Here is a 16,646-nt window from a genome sequence, read left to right as displayed (position 1 = left end):
CTTGCTCCCTTTAGAGAACCGGTCTGAAAATCTTTAATGCGAGAAACTGCTGAACTGCCCGCGCCGCGCCTCGTTCGGCACTTCCGCCCGATGCGGTAATGAGCGAACCTTCGTAAATCGGGCCACGGGCCGCATCGAGAATCTTTGCTTCGCCCTTGTCCAGATACAGCCCTACCGTTAGCTGATGCGTATCCTTGCGCGATACTGCAATGGGGAAGCTCACATCAGTGGCTTGTAACTGCGGCCCTGTCGGCGCGAAGACAATCTTGGGCGATGCCCCGCCACCAATGGTCGTGGTGAACTGAAGCTGCTGAACCATGCTCGGCGGCCCTTTCTTCACCGTCGCCACGTCCTTGTTGAGCTCGTCGAGATTCTCGAACAGACTCATCAAGGTGAATTCCTTGATCAACTTCGCGAGACCAATCTTGCCCGCGATGGGATAGACATAATCTTCAGTTCTCACCAGATGGTGCGCGCAATAGCTTTCGCTCGTTTTTTGAACCAGGTTTCCGAAGTTATCAGTGATCGTAAACGACCATTCGTTCTGTCTTTGCCTGTCGAAAGTTCCAGTGAGACCGAGGGTCACAAGCGACGTAATGGGCGTCGGCCGAATGAGGTTCGCGGCCGGATCGATGTTGTTCGTTTCCAGGCCTGTCAGATCGTAGTAGTAGGCGATGCCTGTGCTGTAGAGAAGCTTTGTCAGCGTACGGGCGAAACCGGTTACCTGTGAAGGATCGAAGGCTCTAATCGATTCGGGATTCTCCTGGTACGCGCGTTTCAGCTCGATTCCGACGGCATAGGAGTAGTCGTCCAGTTTCTTCTTGTTCATATTGTTGTCAGGGCTTGCGAGATAGCCGAGCAATGCGTCTATTATGGCCTGCCGTGCCTCACAGCGGACCTGCCTCGCAATATTGGAGGCCGAAATGTGCGCAACGTCATCCGTGACCGGCGCAATAGCGCATCCGCCCAATACAAATAATGCGCTAAACAAAGATAGGCGACCGCCCTTCGTCCGTATTCCCATCGTATCCCCCATAATACATTACTAAAATCCGCAATTATTGAAACGCTCGGTCTCAAATTGGAGCCGAAAAAACTCAACCTCGCACTGATTGACCGAGCCCTTCGATAGGAAAGGCGCCGCATGAATACACCTTGGAGAAGCGCGTCAATGTGTTTGCAGACGCGGCTCGCCCTCAGGTCACGTCCCGCGTTCAGCCCCCAGCAGTCCCACTCGGCAACAGCCTCAGAAAACTCATCTCTTTGGAGAGATCGAACGGATCACTCAAATGCGACGCCCCACAACCCCGGGGTGAGCCTAACCTATCCATCTGGTCAGACAACCAGAAAGTGCACCAACATCTCGCAGTTTTTCGGCAAAGAACCGCGCACATGCGCATAGCCGCCAACATGTAGGCATCGTGTTTGAGGAGCGACCGCCGCCACGTCGCACGGTCTTCCAACCGGCGCGGGGTCACGTTGGAGAAAACCGGCGCCGGCGCTCTCCCCGGGCCGGCGCGCCCGGCATGACTACGCCCAGGTCTCTCCCGGAAGGTCTGTGGACTTTCCTTCCGGATGTCATTGCGGGGCGCGAGCGTACCAGCCAATATTCGGAAGCGGAGGTGGTGCTTTCTCCTGCCCTGGCGCTCCGTCCCTTTCGTACGATTCTTTTGACCTCGAGGGGGTCTTCTGTGACGGCGAGCCGCGCAACTGCACTACCGTCGAGAGACGCCGCCTGCCGATCGCCAGGTATTTGCGTCTTGCCGCCGCTTCTTGTCAGTTCAGTCCGGCCAGCAACACATTGCTGGCCGGACTCTGAATATCCTTGAGAGCAATACGACGACCGCGACGCACGACCTGGTCGCACTCGCCGTCGTCTCTTTCTGGTTTTTCATTGCGCGGATATCAGACGACTTAAAGTTGATCGTTCCGTCGCTATCTATTTTTTGGTATCGCACCCGCGGATCAAGATGCCGTCCCAATGAGGGGCTTTACGATGAAGCGCATTGTTGTTTGCTGTGATGGACCTGGAACGCCGATGATACGCAGACGACCGATACAAACGTTTCGCTGCTCGCGCGATCGGTGCACGGGTCGCAGTCGACCGGTGGTACGCTTCAGATTGCGCTCTACCTGAGAGGGGTAGGAACGACAGGCCTTCAAGTTGAAAACTACATCGAGGGCGATACGGGCGTAGGTGTGGATGATAACATCCGCTCTGCCTACCAGTTTATCTCGCAGAACTATTTGCCCGGCGATGAAATCTACCTCTTCGGCTTCTCTCGTGGTGCATTCACGGTACGCAGCCTTGCCGGCTTGATCACGGCGTGCGGGCTTCTATTTCGCCAATCATTGGGCGCGCTCCCCGCCGCATGGACCTATTACAGGAGCCCCAAACCTCACTCTCCCGCCGCCTTCGCGAACTCGTGCGGTGCAACGTGTCACGTCGATCCGGCGATTACGTTTCTTGGGGTATGGGACACTGTTGGAAGTCTGGGCATCCCCGGCAATCTTCTGGCAGCCAAAAACAAGGCACGGCTTGCGTTTCACGACACCAGCCCCTCGCCCCGCGTGAAGCGCGCGTGTCATGCGCTGGCGATTGACGAGCATCGGCATGACTTTACGCCGACCTTCTGGACAGGTGTCGTGCCTCCGGGCGTAGCGATCCAGCAGGTCTGGTTCGCCGGCGCCCATTCCGACGTTGGTGGCGGTTACCGAACACGGCGCCTGGCCGACACCCGACTGGTTTGGATGGCCAAGCAAGCCGAGGCCTGCGGCCTCGCGCTCGACTGGACATGCCTTCCAGATCCCTCGCAGCTGGATCCCACTTCGCCGGCCCATGATTCCTCTTCGGGATTGTTCGCATTGGACCGCTATCATCCGACCATACGCGAGATCGGGATGAAGAGCTGCAAGGTACGGATTAATGAGAGCCTCTACGCGGCCCTCGACGAAAATCGATGACCGATCGCAACAATCAATGAGGGCGTCCATCGCAGCGTGCTGTTGCGCTATTGCGGCGCTGGCGCCCAACTCTGCTCAGATGACGAAACGGCGCCTGCGCTTTGGAGCCGTACAGGCCCGAAAATCTGGCTCCGCTTTTCAATGACAATGCATTTGCTGGCCTGCCGGTCATCGACTAGGCCGCTGCGGCCAGAGACTCTCGCAAATTCGGCTGTCTTCCGCCCAAGATGCTATTGCCCGCTAACCCGCTTAGGGAACAAGTTGTGCTGAGAATGATTACAGCGATCTTGATTGCCTCCCTGCTGATACTGAAAGTGCTCCACCGTCCTCGGCCGCTCGACCCTCCCCGATACCATTCTTTACATCGTTGGCTTAAGCCCGGCAGTCTACATTGGCGGGAAACTCGTGGCGTCGACGAAGCCCAAAGACCACCTGAACGTCGCACTTGATGATCTGCGAACTTTGGAAAAGAAGTATCGAGATTGCGCGGTAGCTATCACAAGGCAGCTGTGAGCGACCTTCAAAATGCGATCTCTCTAACCGGCGCAGATCCTCCAATGCGTATATAGATCGCGCTCGCGACGTCAGTGCCGTTGTCGTTCTCACAAACGTCATTGAACGTCTCGCCGATCGCACTCGAGCCGTCGCTCACCTGAGTCTCGAGGCTCATCGTCACCGATGTAGGCCAAATCAACGCCGCGTCGCGCGAGCTCTGAGCCCGGGACCAACCGTGAAGCCACGCCAGATTGTGATCGCGGAGGGTTCTCGTACCGCTCACTGAATTCCGCTAGACTGTCGCCACTTCGATTCCAAGTCGCTTCTTTCGTCAACTATTGACATCAGCAGATCGCTGCACTAGGAGTGCGTGACCGCTCTGATCCCCGTTGTGCTCAAGCACCTATGGAGGGGATCATGGAATTGGCGATGATGGCTCTGGCCGGAGCGTTCGTTCTGGCTGCTTTATCTTTGGTCGTTAAGCGGCGCCTCAAGATTTCCTTGAGTTGGAAGGGGCTGTCCATTGATCTCGGGGGCCCCGCCAAGGTCAAGCTGTAGCTGCCGCGGCAGTCTCGTGATCACCGCATTGGAGTGCGCGATCATGCTGTGCCGCGACTTCAAAGCTTCAATTCGAGGCCCGAGCTTCTCTCCTATCTTTGTGTAGGAGCTGAAGCGCATGGGATCCTTTTCGAAACTCTTCACTTTACCCAGCAGTGAACAGACCCAATCCGCAGCCTGAATCCCCAGTGACCAATGGCTATGAACGAAGAACATTGGCTCCTTGAGATAGTCATAGAACCTGTTCCTCACGATAACCTCTTGTGAGTATTCCTGCCTGGTCTGCAAAGCAGCAATGGCGTGGATCTGTTGACCAGTGCTCCGAGCTCTCACACGGTTGGTGTTGTCGTCGTCTTCATGATGATGATCGAAGATGAGCTTGATCTGCGATCTTCGCGCCGAGGCTTCCTGATGCGCGATTTGAAGCACGTTCGGGACCAGATTGACATGCAGCGACCGCGGACGTTTTCTGTTGCGCGGTCGCGCGAAATAACCCGCCTTATCAACACCTGCAAAGAAAATCTCGCCGTCAAATTGCTCAATCAATGACAGAAATATCGACGCACGCCGCAATACGGACCGCCGCCGTCGCGAGGAACGCCGCGATGAATTCAGATAGGAGCCCGAGAAGAAATCGGTACCTCCAACCTCGTCCGCCTTGGAATAGAGACGGAAACGATCCTCGGAAAAAATTCGGTTGAACTCTTCGAAAGAGATCGAGCCTTCCGTCGCGATGTGCTTGGCGAAAGCAATATTCTTGACTCCGATCATTCTCAGTCGGGAAAAATGCTCGCAAAATTTCAGGTAGTGCCCAGCTGGGATAATAATCCCGCCATAACCGCAAACCGGGCGCCAACTCTCATGAGAACTCTGCTCCTTGCCCTTATCGTCAAACGACGCAGAGAAGTCTCCAAACTCATCAACGAAACAAAAATACATCTAGCATCTCAATCAAAGCGGATCAGAACAAGCAGCACATAGTACAAAGCCCGCGCAGTGCGCGGGCTTCGAATTGGCCGCAGACCGAAGTCTGCCAGCCGCGTCGGGCGATAACGCTCAACCACTCCAAATTATTCTTAGAAGTGCAGGTGTCAAGCCATCACAACCCTAGATTAGTCAGGCTTGTGGAAAGCGGTAAAGATGCCAGAGAGACTTCCTGGAAAATACAAAGCCCGCGCAATGCGCGGGCTTTGAATTGGCCGCAGACCGAAGTCTGCCAGCCTGGTCGGGCGGTAACGCCCAACGCGCGGCAATGTAGCTACATGCGTGCAGGTGTCAAGGACACACAACTATAGATTATATCAGTTCTGGGAAACTTGCTGAATTGCTGGTTGCCGACTGGCGGCGTACCAAAATACAAAGCCCGCGCAACGCGCGGGCTTTGAATTGGCTGCAGACCTAAGCCTGCCAACCGCGTCGGGCGATAACGCTCAACTCGTGTTAAGTACTCCTCCGCGGAAAATTTCAACCCGTGCAGGTGGTATCTGCACATCGTTTCCCGCCGTTCTAGGTAATATTACACCGCAATGCATCACAAAGACGTGAAGATGCGAAATTCCTCTTGGAATCGAGCCGGCTTTCTCTTCGCGTTAGAAGCCGCATTGCGCCGCAACATCGCTCCTCAACGAAGCCGCATCTTGGCGCCCCCGTAGCGGGCGAGAAAATACGACGGCGATCTGCAAACTCGGCAAGAGTGATCCGAGCGCCCTTGCGCATTCCCCCACCGTTCGCCCGTACTCATTCCGAGCGGCGCCGTCGTTCACGCCACTCGCGTCGAGCGACTCCGCCGGCAATTTGACGCGCGCGTTGGTAAATCGGTGAGCGCTGATGTCTCAGGTTGCCGCCTCGTCCGCAGCGATCGTGCGCGATTTGATAAGTGCCAAGGTTCTACCCATTCCCTACGTACCGGGGCTCCTGCCCTGTCGAGGCGCACCGCTCAAGGCCGCTCGACCAACTGCCCTCAGAACATCGATCGAGGTCTCTCCGTTGGCCGCCGCCTCAAGTAGCTTGGAAGCTACGCGCGTTCGGGCAGCGGTTTCGTAGTGCGACACCGTTTCGCACACCTCATCGAGAACCACCCGCAAGAGGGCAGCGGTTTTGGGATCGACCATTTTGAATTGTCCTCAATCCACCTCAACAATAATCATCGGTGCCAAAGTGTTTTCGGAAATGCGTCCGCAAAGACTCACTCTTTTTTTAAAGTGTATTATCAGTCAAAGCATCTCTTAGTTGAGAGCAGTCTGTAACGAGATTACAACGGGGACTGCGCCTGTTGAACCTGCGCAGCTCTGCCAGGTCGGCTCGCAAAAAGAACTGCCGTACGTTTCGTACTGAATTAGTCGTTGGAAATGACTTACGGGTTAGGGCCCGGATCGAGGGGGTTCGGCGAAAAGTCTGGCGCCCTAGCGTCTGCGCCCTCGCCGAGACAAAAGCCCAGAACTCCGAAAAATAGAAAAACCGAAATTGTTTCAGGAAATGCCAGACCGTAGTTTTGTGGAAAACTTCGCCGATTAGTCGAAACACCGCTTGCATCCCCAGTTGCTTCTCGGTGCACACGTTTTCGACGAGCGCGAGCTTCGCCGCTCTCTGAGAATCACATAAATTCACTGGCATTCCCATAGTTCGAGTTGCGTCGCGTCCCCTGTCACAAGAGGCGCAGATGAAGCACACAACGAAAGCACTGCGTGAGGCTACACAGCTTCGCGAGGAAATTGAGACAATACTTGCTGAGGCGGATGGTTGGCGCGGATATGAAGACCAGCGCCGCTGGCTTCGCAAGCTGTTGCAACGAGAAGCGAGTTACACCTTCACCGAGAGCGAACGTGAGGCCGTGCGCCGGATCGGGTACGCGCGCACCTTCTTCGAAGGCTGGGCTGGATACAGCGTTCAAGAACTTGTTCGCGCAGCACAGAGATATATCACCGACTTCGACTATGAGAGCGAGTGCTTCTTGAAGGAAATTGAACACGCGACACGAGCGGTCAGAGGTGACATGAGAGCCTTGGTCGGCCTGTGCAGGACGGCGGGCATGGAGATCCCGCGCTTCGGCCAACGTGCCAACGAGTACGAAGACGCGTAGGCGCTTCCAAGATTAGCGGCTCAAAAGCTTTCGCTATTCGGCACGAGGATACTTCTTCATAGCGTCACCGGGCGCCCTCAGCAGCAGTGACATCGGTAGCTGACACAACCCGAAAACGCTAGCGCTCGATCAGGCCTCGCAGAATGGCGTCCGCGCGCATGGCGACCGCGGTGTAGTGCTGCGCGGCCTTGATGCGCTTGCTGTGATCGATTTCAGGATCAGCTAGTAGGCGCTGGAGCCGAGCCCGGCGCCAAGCCTGCACGCGACGAAGGCGCGGCAGGATCGCCGGCTGTGCTGCTATCCGTTCCAACTCTGTCGCCATGGTTGTGGATGCTAGCCAACGCGCGGCATGTATGGAAGAGCGTTCCGTGATCCTACGGGCTAACGGCTTGTTCATCTGTTGCCGCGAGAGTGTCGGCGCGGGTTGCGTATCACGCCCGAACGTAAAAGAGCCGCCGCACCGATCTCAACCCGGTAGCGGCGGCCTCTCGTTCGTGCCGGCCCATCGGTCAGGCTGCTTTCGCTGCCGTTGATCCGCGGAGCGCGGCAAGCGTCACCAATGCCCGCACACCTCCTGAATTTACCGTCCCGAATGCGATTGTAGGCATCAATCCAGATGTAACCGTTCACGCGTTTTAGTCCTTTCATCGGTGAGAAGGGAGAGACGCAAACGCGCACGTTCGAAGACGCGCCGGTCATGCGACCGGGGCCTCGATCTGAATTTGAGGGCTTCGGGGGACTCGCTGGCTTGTAGCGGGCCCCTACATCCGGACATGAAAAAACCCGGCACGAGGGCCGGGTTGCGGTAGGTGCAATTCTTCTAAAGGGACAACGCTCCGCTCGTCCGCGGATGCATCGTCCCGGTGCGCAAGTTACCTTGCCGCCGACATAGTTCGAAGGCCGCGGGGGTCGGCCCGTCGTATTCGGTCTCGGGACACAGGAGCTGCAAGCCCGGATGTTCCTTACACCTGGCCTGTACTCGGGACACAATACGCCGTTCATGAACGGAGCTTTTTCCGTTCCGTCCGCCAAGCCCGAGCCTCAAGGGGGCTACAAGGGGTGACTTCGCAGGCCTATCCTGCGCATCGGCCTAGCAAAGCGCTGCCTTCCCCGTGGCACCCAGTTTGGCCGGAGGTTGGCTCAAGGGTGGCGGACCAGGGACGCAACAACTGCGGCAAGCGCTATCTGCGTGAGGCATCCGCAATTGCGGCTTGACGCGCGCAGCTGCAGATGCCTTCCACATCGGTCTAAAGACAGCACAGCGTACCCGCTTTAGGTAAAGGCGAAGGCGAGCAAGCTCGAACAGAGAAGAACGAGGCCGACCGCGGTCAGTGCCAAGAAGGTGCCTGAGATAAGGTCACGATTGCGCATAGCGGCGATGTGCCACGGCGGGGCCGTTAAACCGCAGGGGCCGCGTGATTCGTCCTGTGCGTGCTCTGCATTCCACGGCTTGGGCCAAGGCCTGACACCCTGCTCGAGTTCAGCCACGATGCGGCTGGCGATGCGCTTAAACATCTACTTTCATTCGCTTTTCTCCTAGTCTCAAAAGCGGTTGCGATGCAACCGGACGAGGCCCGCGCCAACGAGTGGGGGCTGGCGCGCAGCGACGACACGGCCGTCGTTTTTCCGCCCGCGGGGCTTAGCCTTGACGGCAGGGAGGCCGTAGGCCCCAAAAACAAACGAAAAAGAAAACAGCTGCAAGTTGTCCTGCCGGCCTTGCGTGAGGAGGTCGCTTGCGGCCGGGCATTCCCGACATTCCTTGACGGCTGGAGCGTTCGCTGAGTATGCTTACAGCCGTGAAAACACTTGGCCAAAAGATCCGTGAGCGTCGGGAAGAGTTCGATCTCTCCCTTCGCGAATTCGCAAAAAAACTCGACTGTTCGCCCCCGTTCATCTCCGATGTCGAGCACGGGCGGCGCTTTCCGTCCGACCCGATGCTGGAGCAGATGGCGAAGCTACTGAAGCTGGACGCTGCCGAATTGAGGCAGCACGACCCGCGCGCTCCGCTCGATGAACTTAAGCGCATGACGGAGCGGGACCCAAGCTACGCCTTTGCGTTTAGGACCCTCCTTGAAAAGAAACCGACTCCTGAGGAAATTCTCCGCTTCGTCAAAGACGGCAAGTCGGCTCCGAAGGGGGGATCGAAGAAGTGAGGACCTACCGGACAAATCGCGGCCCTTTTACGAGCCAGCCTTTTTACAAGCCGTCCGAAATCGACCGCATTTGTGGCAATGCGCTGAAGGCCGCCGGGTTGATGCCCGACTCCCCTGAAGCGATCCGAATCGACCGGTTCGTCGAAAAACACTTCAAGGTCTCTCCGCATTACGAAGCGCTTCCGGACGGCGTGCTTGGCTACACCGCGTTTGGCGCCGCCGGCGTCACCGCGATCGTCATCACGACGGCGCTGGACGACGAGGGCGGCAGTGTTTCAGAGCGGCGCATCCGCACCACCCTCGCCCACGAAGCCGGACACGGCCTCCTCCACACCCATCTGTTCGCTCTCGGGGAAAAGCCGGGCAAGCTGTTCGATGACGGCCATGACAGGCCCGAGATTCTGTGCCGCGACGTCCACGGCACGCCGCATAAAGCGCGCTATGACGGGCGCTGGTGGGAATTCCAGGCGAATCGTGCGATCGGCGGGCTTCTGATGCCCGGCGGCCTCGTGATGAAGGCCGCCGCCCCGTTTTGCGAACAGGTCGGGGGTCTCGGCCTCCCCGCGCTGAAGGAAGATCAACGGGAGCGCGCCGCCCGTGAAATGGCTGAAATTTTTGATGTAAATCCGGCCGTCGCTCGCATCCGGCTCAGCGACATGTTCCCGGGTGGCAAAAGCGCCCAGCAGACACTTTGATTTTTTTGCCGAATGTGTTAGCTATATAAGCTAACGTTGGCGGACAGTCCCGATCCGTTATCGAGCTCTCAGCCGGAAATGAACATGGAGAACGGAACGATGAGTCAGACAGAAGCGAAGGCGGGCGAGAAGCCAAAATACATCCTGAACATCGAGGGGGACGACTTCCCCTGGGACCAGGACACGATCACGACCGAGCAGATTGCCGAACTGGGCGGCTGGGACATCTCGCAGGGCGTGATCGAAGTCGATCAGCACAACGTGGAGCGCACGCTCGCGCCGAACGAGGTGATCGAGATCAAGCCGGGTCACGGTTTCGGCAAAAAGCACCGCTGGAAGCGCGGCTGATGCGTGCCCGCATCAAGGACGAACTGGCATTGCTCCTTCGCCACTTTTCCGGCGCCGAGCATGCCGAGGCAAATGGGGAAGACTGGTTCAGGATTCCCCATTATGCGCTGCCTGATGGGTGGCGTATCGGCGATACGGCGATCGGCGAGTTGCCCGTTTGCTTCTTGGTCAAAGGCAATTATCCCGGCGACGCTCCCTATGGATTTCTCACGCCCGCCGGACTGAACTTCGACGGGACCGCGCCGAACAACACCGGAGCGCCGCCCGCCGCGCCGCCCTTCTCCGGGGAGTGGCTGCATTTTTCCTGGTCGGTCGACAATTGGGCCGCAAGCGGTGAGGTCGGCAAGGGATCGAACCTGCTTGCCTGGGTCCGCAGCTTCGTGGTGCGTTTTAAGGAGGGGGCATGAAAGCATTCCTGGAGGTACAAGGCGGCATGCACGATGAGCTCTTGGCCCATCTTCTCCCGCAGGACAACGAGCAGGAGCAGGCGGCCTTCCTGTTTGCCCGCGCCCGCCAAGGCGACGCGCAAATGGTCTTCGAGGTCGCGGAAATGAAAAAGCTCGGTCCCGGCGATTTCGTCGTCCAGAAGGACGACTATCTGGAAATGACCGACGCGACGCGCGCGGCCCTGATCAAGAGAGCGCATGATCTGGATGCTTCGCTTATTGAGCTTCATTCCCATCCCGGTCCCTGGCCAGCAGGCTTTTCCTATGCCGATCGTCTAGGCCTCAAGGAAACCGTCCCGCACATGTGGTGGCGTCTTAAGAAGCGGCCCTATCTCGCCGTTGTGGTCGCCGCATCGGGATTCGATGCCCTGCTGTGGCTCGATGGCCCAAATGTCCCGCGCCCGTTGGATGGAATTCTGGCGGGGGATCGCATCTTGCGGCCCACTAATTTTTCGTTGGGAGGCTGGGGTGAGTGAACTGCCTAAGCGCTACGACCGCAATATCCGGCTCTTCGGCGAGGAAGGTCAGCGCAAGCTCCGTAAGACGAATGTGACGATCATCGGCGTTGGCGGGCTTGGCAGCCCCTTAGTCCAGCACCTTGCCCTGCTCGGCATCGGAAGCATGACGCCCGTCGACGACGAAGAGCTGGACGAAACGAATCGCAACCGCTTTGTGGGAGCAAAGCATGATGATCCAGTCCCCGGTAGCCCGAAGGTAACGATTGCAGCGCGCCTCGTGCGCGAGATCGACCCGAGGGTCGCCGTGACGCCTGTGCAAGCGAGCCTCGTGAGCGAAGAAGCATTCGCGGCGGTGAAGCAGGCAGATTGGGTATTCGGCTGCTTCGATGAAGACGGGCCCCGCTCGATTCTCAACGAGCTGTGCGCGGCCTATGCCAAACCTTATGTTGATCTCGCTTCGGACGTGCCGGAGCCCGGCGTGTACGGCGGGCGCATATGCGTCGCTTGGGACGGCGGAGGCTGCCTGCACTGTCTTGACGCCCTCGAGGCGCGGGACGTCCAGGATTACCTAAGCACTGAATCGGAGAAGGCGGGTCGAGCCGCAATCTACGGGATTCCTCAGGATGCTCTGCGGGAAGCGGGCCCTTCGGTTTCCCCGATCAACGGAGTCGTCGCGGCCCTGGCGGCTGGCGAGTTCATGTGCGCGGTCACGGGCATGAGGCCGCCGCAGCGACTGATCAACTATTACGGCCACGTTCCCAAACTGACGACCGGGAAGCCGAAGCCGGATTGCTACTATTGCCATAGCATCCGGGGCAAGCCGGACGATGCCGACGTCGAGCGCTTTCTGAGGATGCCGCACCTGCGCCAACGGAAACACTAGTTAGACCGAGGGCTCGATTGCCCGCAACCTGCGCGAAATCGTAACCGGATTCGGAATGCCGGAGACGGCTCCGGGATCCAACCTCCGCGGTGGTCATCTCAATGTCGGCTGCAGCTACTGAGCACCGCGTGCGCGACCTTGGGTCCGCTGAATACGAAAAAGAGCCTCTGCGCCTTACGGCGGCCGCAGTTGATCCCAATTGATTGAGCGCCCTTAAAGACATGGCTCGTGTCGAAACTTCGATTCGCCAGGTCCGGGAAATCAAGGACTTGCGCTGGACTGGTAGCGCTGGGCCGTTTTGATAGCTTACACCCCGGAAAAGGCTCCCCGGTTTCGGATTGTCCGGATCGCTGCCTGAGCCTGACTGCCGAAAGTCAGCCAGGGCGCCGGCAGGTGCTTCTGGCTGCTGGTCAAATGGGGCCCGTCGATCAACCCCTGATCCTAAAGGACCGACTGTTTTTCCTTTTTAGTCCCTTTGTCAGGGCCGCCAGAGCCCAAGCGTGAAAGACCAGGACGCCTGTCCGGCCTGGCATTTGTTCAACCTCGGCTTCCGAATGAGGCCCGGCCTGCCCACCGGCGGCGGTCCTTCATTCCAAACCAGAACCCCTAATTGCGTTGCCGCTGCGCCCCTCAAATCAAGCAGGAAGTGCCGCTTAGCTTTGACAATGAGGTTCCGAACCGAGGGCCGGGGTAGCCGGGCGCCCCGCCCGCCTCAAGCTTTTGATCCTAGACAGCGGAAAACGGGTGGTCGGGGGCATTTTTTCCGGCCATTTTCAATATCTTAATCCGGGTTTAAGATGATCAGGGGTGCTTTGCGGCCGAACCAACTTAATCGGAACGCTGGTCGGCGCCGTGTTGTTCACAGGGAAGCGCCTTTCGTAGCAGTGTCGCGACACGAGAATATCCGTATAGGTTGTCGATTATGGCCAAGAGCGACCTTCTCATCTCACTTGTGCGAGCCGGCGCCGCCGGTGACAGGCCCATGCTGCGCTCAACGGTGGAAGCGCTTGTGGCCGATGAACGCGCCAAGAGCCATCACGCGGTCGCGGACAGGCTCGAACGGGCGTTGCAGGCGGTCGCGGTCACGCCACCAAGTTTGGTCACATCTCAGCGATCCGCTCACGCAAGCGGCCGCGATACGATTTTGGAAGTCACGGCGCGCATTACCATTGGCGACTTGGTATTGCCGCTTCCGGCGAGAGCCGAAGGACTTCAATTGATCGAAGAACACGTTCGTGCGGACGTACTTCGAGCCAATGGATACGAGCCGCGGCATCGAATTCTGCTATCTGGCCCCCCCGGAAACGGCAAGACCTCCTTTGCGGAAGCGATTGCTGAAGGCCTCGCCTTACCGTTCTTTGTCGTTCGCTACGACGCACTGGTCGGGAGCTATTTGGGCGAAACGAACGCGCGCCTTCGCGCGCTCTTCGACTACGCGCGCACTCAACCATGCGTCCTATTTTTCGATGAGTTCGATGCGATTGGCAAAGAACGCGGGGATGATCATGAGACCGGGGAAATCAAGCGCGTCGTTTCGTTCTTGTTGATGCAGATTGATAAGCTTCCAAGCTACGTCGTTACGATCGCGGCAACCAATCATGCTGAATTGCTTGATCGGGCCGTCTGGCGTCGCTTTCAGTTGAAACTCTCATTCCCAGCGCCGCAAATAGCGGAAATCGCTCGCTTTATTGAACGCGTCGTTGCCGGCTGGCCGGAGCAGCCAATGCTGACAGCAAACGAACTCGCGCAAAAAATTGAAGCGACCTCATACGCCGAGGTTCTGGACTTCCTCCAGAATGTCAGGCGCCGGCAAATCTTGGGTTTGGGGGAGGTCTCGATAAACTCTGCGCTTTCTTCCGAATTCGAAAATTGGTCATCACGGGTAAAGCCAGAGAACATTTATGGTGGGCGATCCAACGAAGCCGCTGCTGCGGCTACAGCCGGGCAACCAGGAAGCAAGGCCGACAGGCAGACAACAGAACATCCCTAGGCCCGCCCACTATTCTCCGACCGCTCAGAACGCTGCGTTCGGTCGCCATTTTCGGCGGCTGGAGCAGGTATTAGCCAGAGACCCATCTGGATTGACACTGCGTACCGATCCATCCGCGTTAGCACCGGAACGACTATTGGTATTCGAGGTTCGAGGCGCCATCGCAAACTTTGCGACCGCAATTCGAAGGGTGCCTGGCCTCGAACTGATTGACGAAGAAGAGCTTGAGGGCGACGAAAAAGACAAGTCTCCGGAAGCGTATCTGCTCGTGCCTGATACAGCGGCGTTACACAACATCCTCTCTCTTTGGAAGCGATGGACCACTGGACAGGAGCTTGGAACCGGATTTGCTCCGTGGCGCGATGTTTTTGCAACCCTTCGAGAAATCAGAGTTTGGGGACCGAGCGATCGTGTCCAAGAGGGCGATCGCGAAATTCTAGCCGATGAGATCGAATTGATGAGAGATGATCAATCTCTCGTCATCGAGATTGAGTTGGTTTTCCGCGCGTCAGAAGAGTTGGCCGCAAGCACTGAACGGGCTGTACTCGGCGAGATTGCTGCGGCAGGCGGTGTCCTTGTTTCAAGGTGCCGCATCCCCGACATCGCTTATCATGCGATTCTTGCGCGTCTACCAGTGGCGGCGATCCGACAGATTGCGGAGCGCTCTCCAACCGGAATGAGTGGCCTGGATGCGGTGATGCATATTCGGCCACAGAGCGTCGCGCTGCCAGTCCAAGTAGATGACGCTGTCGAACAAGCAGCCAGCATTCCGCCGCCACCTGGTAACGGAGAGCCAATCCTAGCTATCTTGGACGGGGTTCCTGTCTCAGAGCATCCGCTGCTTCGCGGCCGACTGAGTGTCGACGACCAGTTCAATCTTGAACCGCTTGCGGTCGTGGAAGAAAGAACTCATGGCACAGCAATGTCTTCGCTAGTTGTGCATGGCGACCGGAACGTCGTTGAAACACCCTTGGGACGCCGTGTTCATTGCGTGCCGGTGCTCGGTGAAGCCGATCAGTTTCCTCAGGATCGGCTAGTCGTTGATTTGATCTATCAGGCCGTAACGGCAATGCGTCGAGACGTCGACCCAACTGCTCCGTCCGTCCTGATAGTGAACCTCTCGCTCGGAAATGTACGAAAGCCATTTCAGGGCCGCCTTTCGCCATGGGCGCGACTTATCGACAGACTGTCGCACAGCTACGGGATTTTATTCTGCGTGAGCGCCGGCAACCATACGCAGCAGTTCGATATCGCTTCGATTGCCACGATGGCCAATTACGAAGCCACGTCACAGCCCGATCGCGCAAAACTCACCCTTGAGGCGCTATCTCAGTTCGTTGCATCGCGGCGGCTACTCTCACCTTCCGAAACGGTCAATGGAATCACCGTTGGCGCAGCGAACATCGATGCCGTTAGCGACGCGCAACGCCGGGCCGCACGAGGCCGCGTCGACCCGTACCACCCGATGGTAACTGCCAATCCATCTAGCAGCTTAGGTCCGGGGTTCGCGAACAGCGTTAAGCCTGACATTCTGATGCCGGGCTCTCGTGAGCATTTGACCATGGTAGCTAGTGGAGCAGGACTAAGTGTCCGACCGGCAGGACCGGCTCGACCACATGGCCTCAAAGTGGCAGCACCGCCGCGAGCCGGGGCCGCTAGCATGGAGCATTATACCAGCGGCACAAGTGCTGCCGCAGCGCTGGCTTCTCGAACCGCACACCGAATTCATGACGCACTGGAAACAGAATACGGCGAACAATTTCTTGCGCTATCTCATCATCAACGGGCAGTCATCCTCAAAGCCTTGCTCGTTCATACTGCAGCCTGGCCAATGGATAGTGCAGACCTCATAAAAAGCGTGCTTGGCCCATCCAATCCTAAGCAGCATGTTCGACAGCGAGATAATATCCGCCGGTTCTTAGGCTATGGTATCGTAAACTCGGACGATGCCATTTATTGCGCTTCCGATAGAGCGACGTTCTGGGCTGTCGGATCGCTTGCCCCAGAGACCCGGCGCTCCATCGTCGTTCCGTTGCCAGCTTGCATGAGCGGACAGGCTCTTCCGCACTCTGTAAGCGCGACCCTTGCTTGGTTCACCCCTGTACAGCCCGGAAGGCAATCATATCGTTCTGTGAGGCTGTCGTTATCTACGTCCGAAGATATCAACCAATTTCGGGTATTACCTGCGAAATCACAGCCCGATACCAATCAGGCAAGTCGCGGCACCATAATGTCTCGAAGATGGGAGGGGAACAAAGCGCCCGCCTTAGTCGGAAATTCTGCAGTCGAGTTTGTTGTTCAGCGTGAGCCTGATCGCGGTGCCGCGATTGACGAGTTGGTTCCATTCGGCCTCGCCATTACCGTGACCATGGCGAGCGTCGCTGAAGTCTACAGCCAAGCCCGAGCCAGAATTACTCCGCCCGTTCGCGTTCGTCCGCGAACCCGCTGAGCCACAACGGGCGGATGTTTCGATGACACGTTCGGAAACTGCACACCCGGTGGTACGGTAGTCAGCTGCGTACTCAATCCTCAACGAATTGACGATTTTGCCAGCCGGCACGCACCAAGCTCATGACG

The 16,646-nt window shown here is 57.8% G+C and carries 13 protein-coding genes and 1 pseudogene; 10 read left to right on the top strand and 4 right to left on the bottom strand.

Annotation, left to right across the window (positions count from 1 at the left end; all coding sequences use genetic code 11):
- Nucleotides 1-10: 10 nt before the first annotated feature.
- The gene (locus tag AAFG13_RS36695; protein ID WP_342709912.1) at nucleotides 11-829 is read right to left on the bottom strand and encodes a hypothetical protein; all 819 of its coding nucleotides are present in this window, start codon (nucleotides 827-829) and stop codon (nucleotides 11-13) included.
- 1,208 nt (nucleotides 830-2,037) lie between these two features.
- Between AAFG13_RS36695 and AAFG13_RS36690 the strand changes: the two are divergent.
- A pseudogene (locus tag AAFG13_RS36690) lies at nucleotides 2,038-2,964 on the top strand (DUF2235 domain-containing protein); the annotation flags it as partial.
- A 960-nt stretch (nucleotides 2,965-3,924) separates the two neighbouring features.
- Here the strand turns inward: AAFG13_RS36690 and AAFG13_RS36685 are convergent.
- Complete coding sequence (locus AAFG13_RS36685) at nucleotides 3,925-4,956, bottom strand: DUF3800 domain-containing protein (protein WP_342709911.1); 1,032 nt, start codon at nucleotides 4,954-4,956, stop codon at nucleotides 3,925-3,927.
- Between the two features lie 1,720 nt (nucleotides 4,957-6,676).
- On the opposite strand from AAFG13_RS36685, the gene AAFG13_RS36680 reads away from it, so the two are divergent.
- Nucleotides 6,677-7,096, top strand: coding sequence for a hypothetical protein (locus tag AAFG13_RS36680; protein ID WP_342709910.1), 420 nt, complete (start codon nucleotides 6,677-6,679; stop codon nucleotides 7,094-7,096).
- A 118-nt stretch (nucleotides 7,097-7,214) separates the two neighbouring features.
- Here AAFG13_RS36680 and AAFG13_RS36675 read toward each other — a convergent pair whose 3' ends face one another.
- The gene (locus tag AAFG13_RS36675; protein WP_342709909.1) at nucleotides 7,215-7,418 is read right to left on the bottom strand and encodes a hypothetical protein; all 204 of its coding nucleotides are present in this window, start codon (nucleotides 7,416-7,418) and stop codon (nucleotides 7,215-7,217) included.
- A 950-nt stretch (nucleotides 7,419-8,368) separates the two neighbouring features.
- Nucleotides 8,369-8,611, bottom strand: coding sequence for an ArdC-like ssDNA-binding domain-containing protein (locus tag AAFG13_RS36670; protein WP_342709908.1), 243 nt, complete (start codon nucleotides 8,609-8,611; stop codon nucleotides 8,369-8,371).
- Between the two features lie 269 nt (nucleotides 8,612-8,880).
- On the opposite strand from AAFG13_RS36670, the gene AAFG13_RS36665 reads away from it, so the two are divergent.
- From AAFG13_RS36665 to AAFG13_RS36630, 8 genes are all read left to right on the top strand, one after another.
- A complete protein-coding gene (locus tag AAFG13_RS36665; protein WP_342709907.1) occupies nucleotides 8,881-9,249 on the top strand; it encodes a helix-turn-helix transcriptional regulator in 369 nt (122 codons plus the stop codon).
- Nucleotides 9,246-9,944, top strand: coding sequence for a hypothetical protein (locus tag AAFG13_RS36660; protein ID WP_342709906.1), 699 nt, complete (start codon nucleotides 9,246-9,248; stop codon nucleotides 9,942-9,944). The genes AAFG13_RS36665 and AAFG13_RS36660 overlap by 4 nt, the downstream gene beginning before the upstream one ends.
- A gap of 99 nt (nucleotides 9,945-10,043) precedes the next feature.
- Nucleotides 10,044-10,292, top strand: coding sequence for a hypothetical protein (locus tag AAFG13_RS36655; protein ID WP_342709904.1), 249 nt, complete (start codon nucleotides 10,044-10,046; stop codon nucleotides 10,290-10,292).
- Nucleotides 10,292-10,699, top strand: coding sequence for a hypothetical protein (locus AAFG13_RS36650; RefSeq protein WP_342709903.1), 408 nt, complete (start codon nucleotides 10,292-10,294; stop codon nucleotides 10,697-10,699). Before AAFG13_RS36655 ends, AAFG13_RS36650 begins: the two co-directional genes overlap by 1 nt.
- Nucleotides 10,696-11,214 carry a hypothetical protein gene (locus AAFG13_RS36645; RefSeq protein WP_342709902.1) on the top strand — a complete coding sequence of 173 codons (519 nt, stop codon included), beginning with the start codon at nucleotides 10,696-10,698 and terminating at the stop codon, nucleotides 11,212-11,214. The genes AAFG13_RS36650 and AAFG13_RS36645 overlap by 4 nt, the downstream gene beginning before the upstream one ends.
- Complete coding sequence (locus AAFG13_RS36640) at nucleotides 11,207-12,079, top strand: ThiF family adenylyltransferase (RefSeq protein ID WP_342709901.1); 873 nt, start codon at nucleotides 11,207-11,209, stop codon at nucleotides 12,077-12,079. The genes AAFG13_RS36645 and AAFG13_RS36640 overlap by 8 nt, the downstream gene beginning before the upstream one ends.
- Before the next feature lie 922 nt (nucleotides 12,080-13,001).
- Nucleotides 13,002-14,069, top strand: coding sequence for an ATP-binding protein (locus AAFG13_RS36635; protein WP_342709900.1), 1,068 nt, complete (start codon nucleotides 13,002-13,004; stop codon nucleotides 14,067-14,069).
- A 91-nt stretch (nucleotides 14,070-14,160) separates the two neighbouring features.
- The gene (locus AAFG13_RS36630; RefSeq protein ID WP_342709899.1) at nucleotides 14,161-16,518 is read left to right on the top strand and encodes a S8 family peptidase; all 2,358 of its coding nucleotides are present in this window, start codon (nucleotides 14,161-14,163) and stop codon (nucleotides 16,516-16,518) included.
- Nucleotides 16,519-16,646: the final 128 nt, after the last annotated feature.

This window comes from Bradyrhizobium sp. B124, from assembly GCF_038967635.1.
Classification (GTDB): Bacteria; Pseudomonadota; Alphaproteobacteria; order Rhizobiales; family Xanthobacteraceae; genus Bradyrhizobium.
The sequence above is the reverse complement of the archived record's forward strand: the minus strand, read 5'-3'. Positions and strand labels throughout refer to the sequence as shown.

Coding starts and splice junctions, on each gene's coding strand:
- AAFG13_RS36670 (WP_342709908.1), bottom strand. CDS start 8,611: ATGTTTAAGCGCATCGCCAGCCGCATCGTGGCTGAACTCGAGCAGGGT.
- AAFG13_RS36695 (WP_342709912.1), bottom strand. CDS start 829: ATGAACAAGAAGAAACTGGACGACTACTCCTATGCCGTCGGAATCGAG.
- AAFG13_RS36635 (WP_342709900.1), top strand. CDS start 13,002: ATGGCCAAGAGCGACCTTCTCATCTCACTTGTGCGAGCCGGCGCCGCC.
- AAFG13_RS36645 (WP_342709902.1), top strand. CDS start 10,696: ATGAAAGCATTCCTGGAGGTACAAGGCGGCATGCACGATGAGCTCTTG.
- AAFG13_RS36675 (WP_342709909.1), bottom strand. CDS start 7,418: ATGGCGACAGAGTTGGAACGGATAGCAGCACAGCCGGCGATCCTGCCG.
- AAFG13_RS36655 (WP_342709904.1), top strand. CDS start 10,044: ATGAGTCAGACAGAAGCGAAGGCGGGCGAGAAGCCAAAATACATCCTG.
- AAFG13_RS36665 (WP_342709907.1), top strand. CDS start 8,881: ATGCTTACAGCCGTGAAAACACTTGGCCAAAAGATCCGTGAGCGTCGG.
- AAFG13_RS36650 (WP_342709903.1), top strand. CDS start 10,292: ATGCGTGCCCGCATCAAGGACGAACTGGCATTGCTCCTTCGCCACTTT.
- AAFG13_RS36685 (WP_342709911.1), bottom strand. CDS start 4,956: ATGTATTTTTGTTTCGTTGATGAGTTTGGAGACTTCTCTGCGTCGTTT.
- AAFG13_RS36680 (WP_342709910.1), top strand. CDS start 6,677: ATGAAGCACACAACGAAAGCACTGCGTGAGGCTACACAGCTTCGCGAG.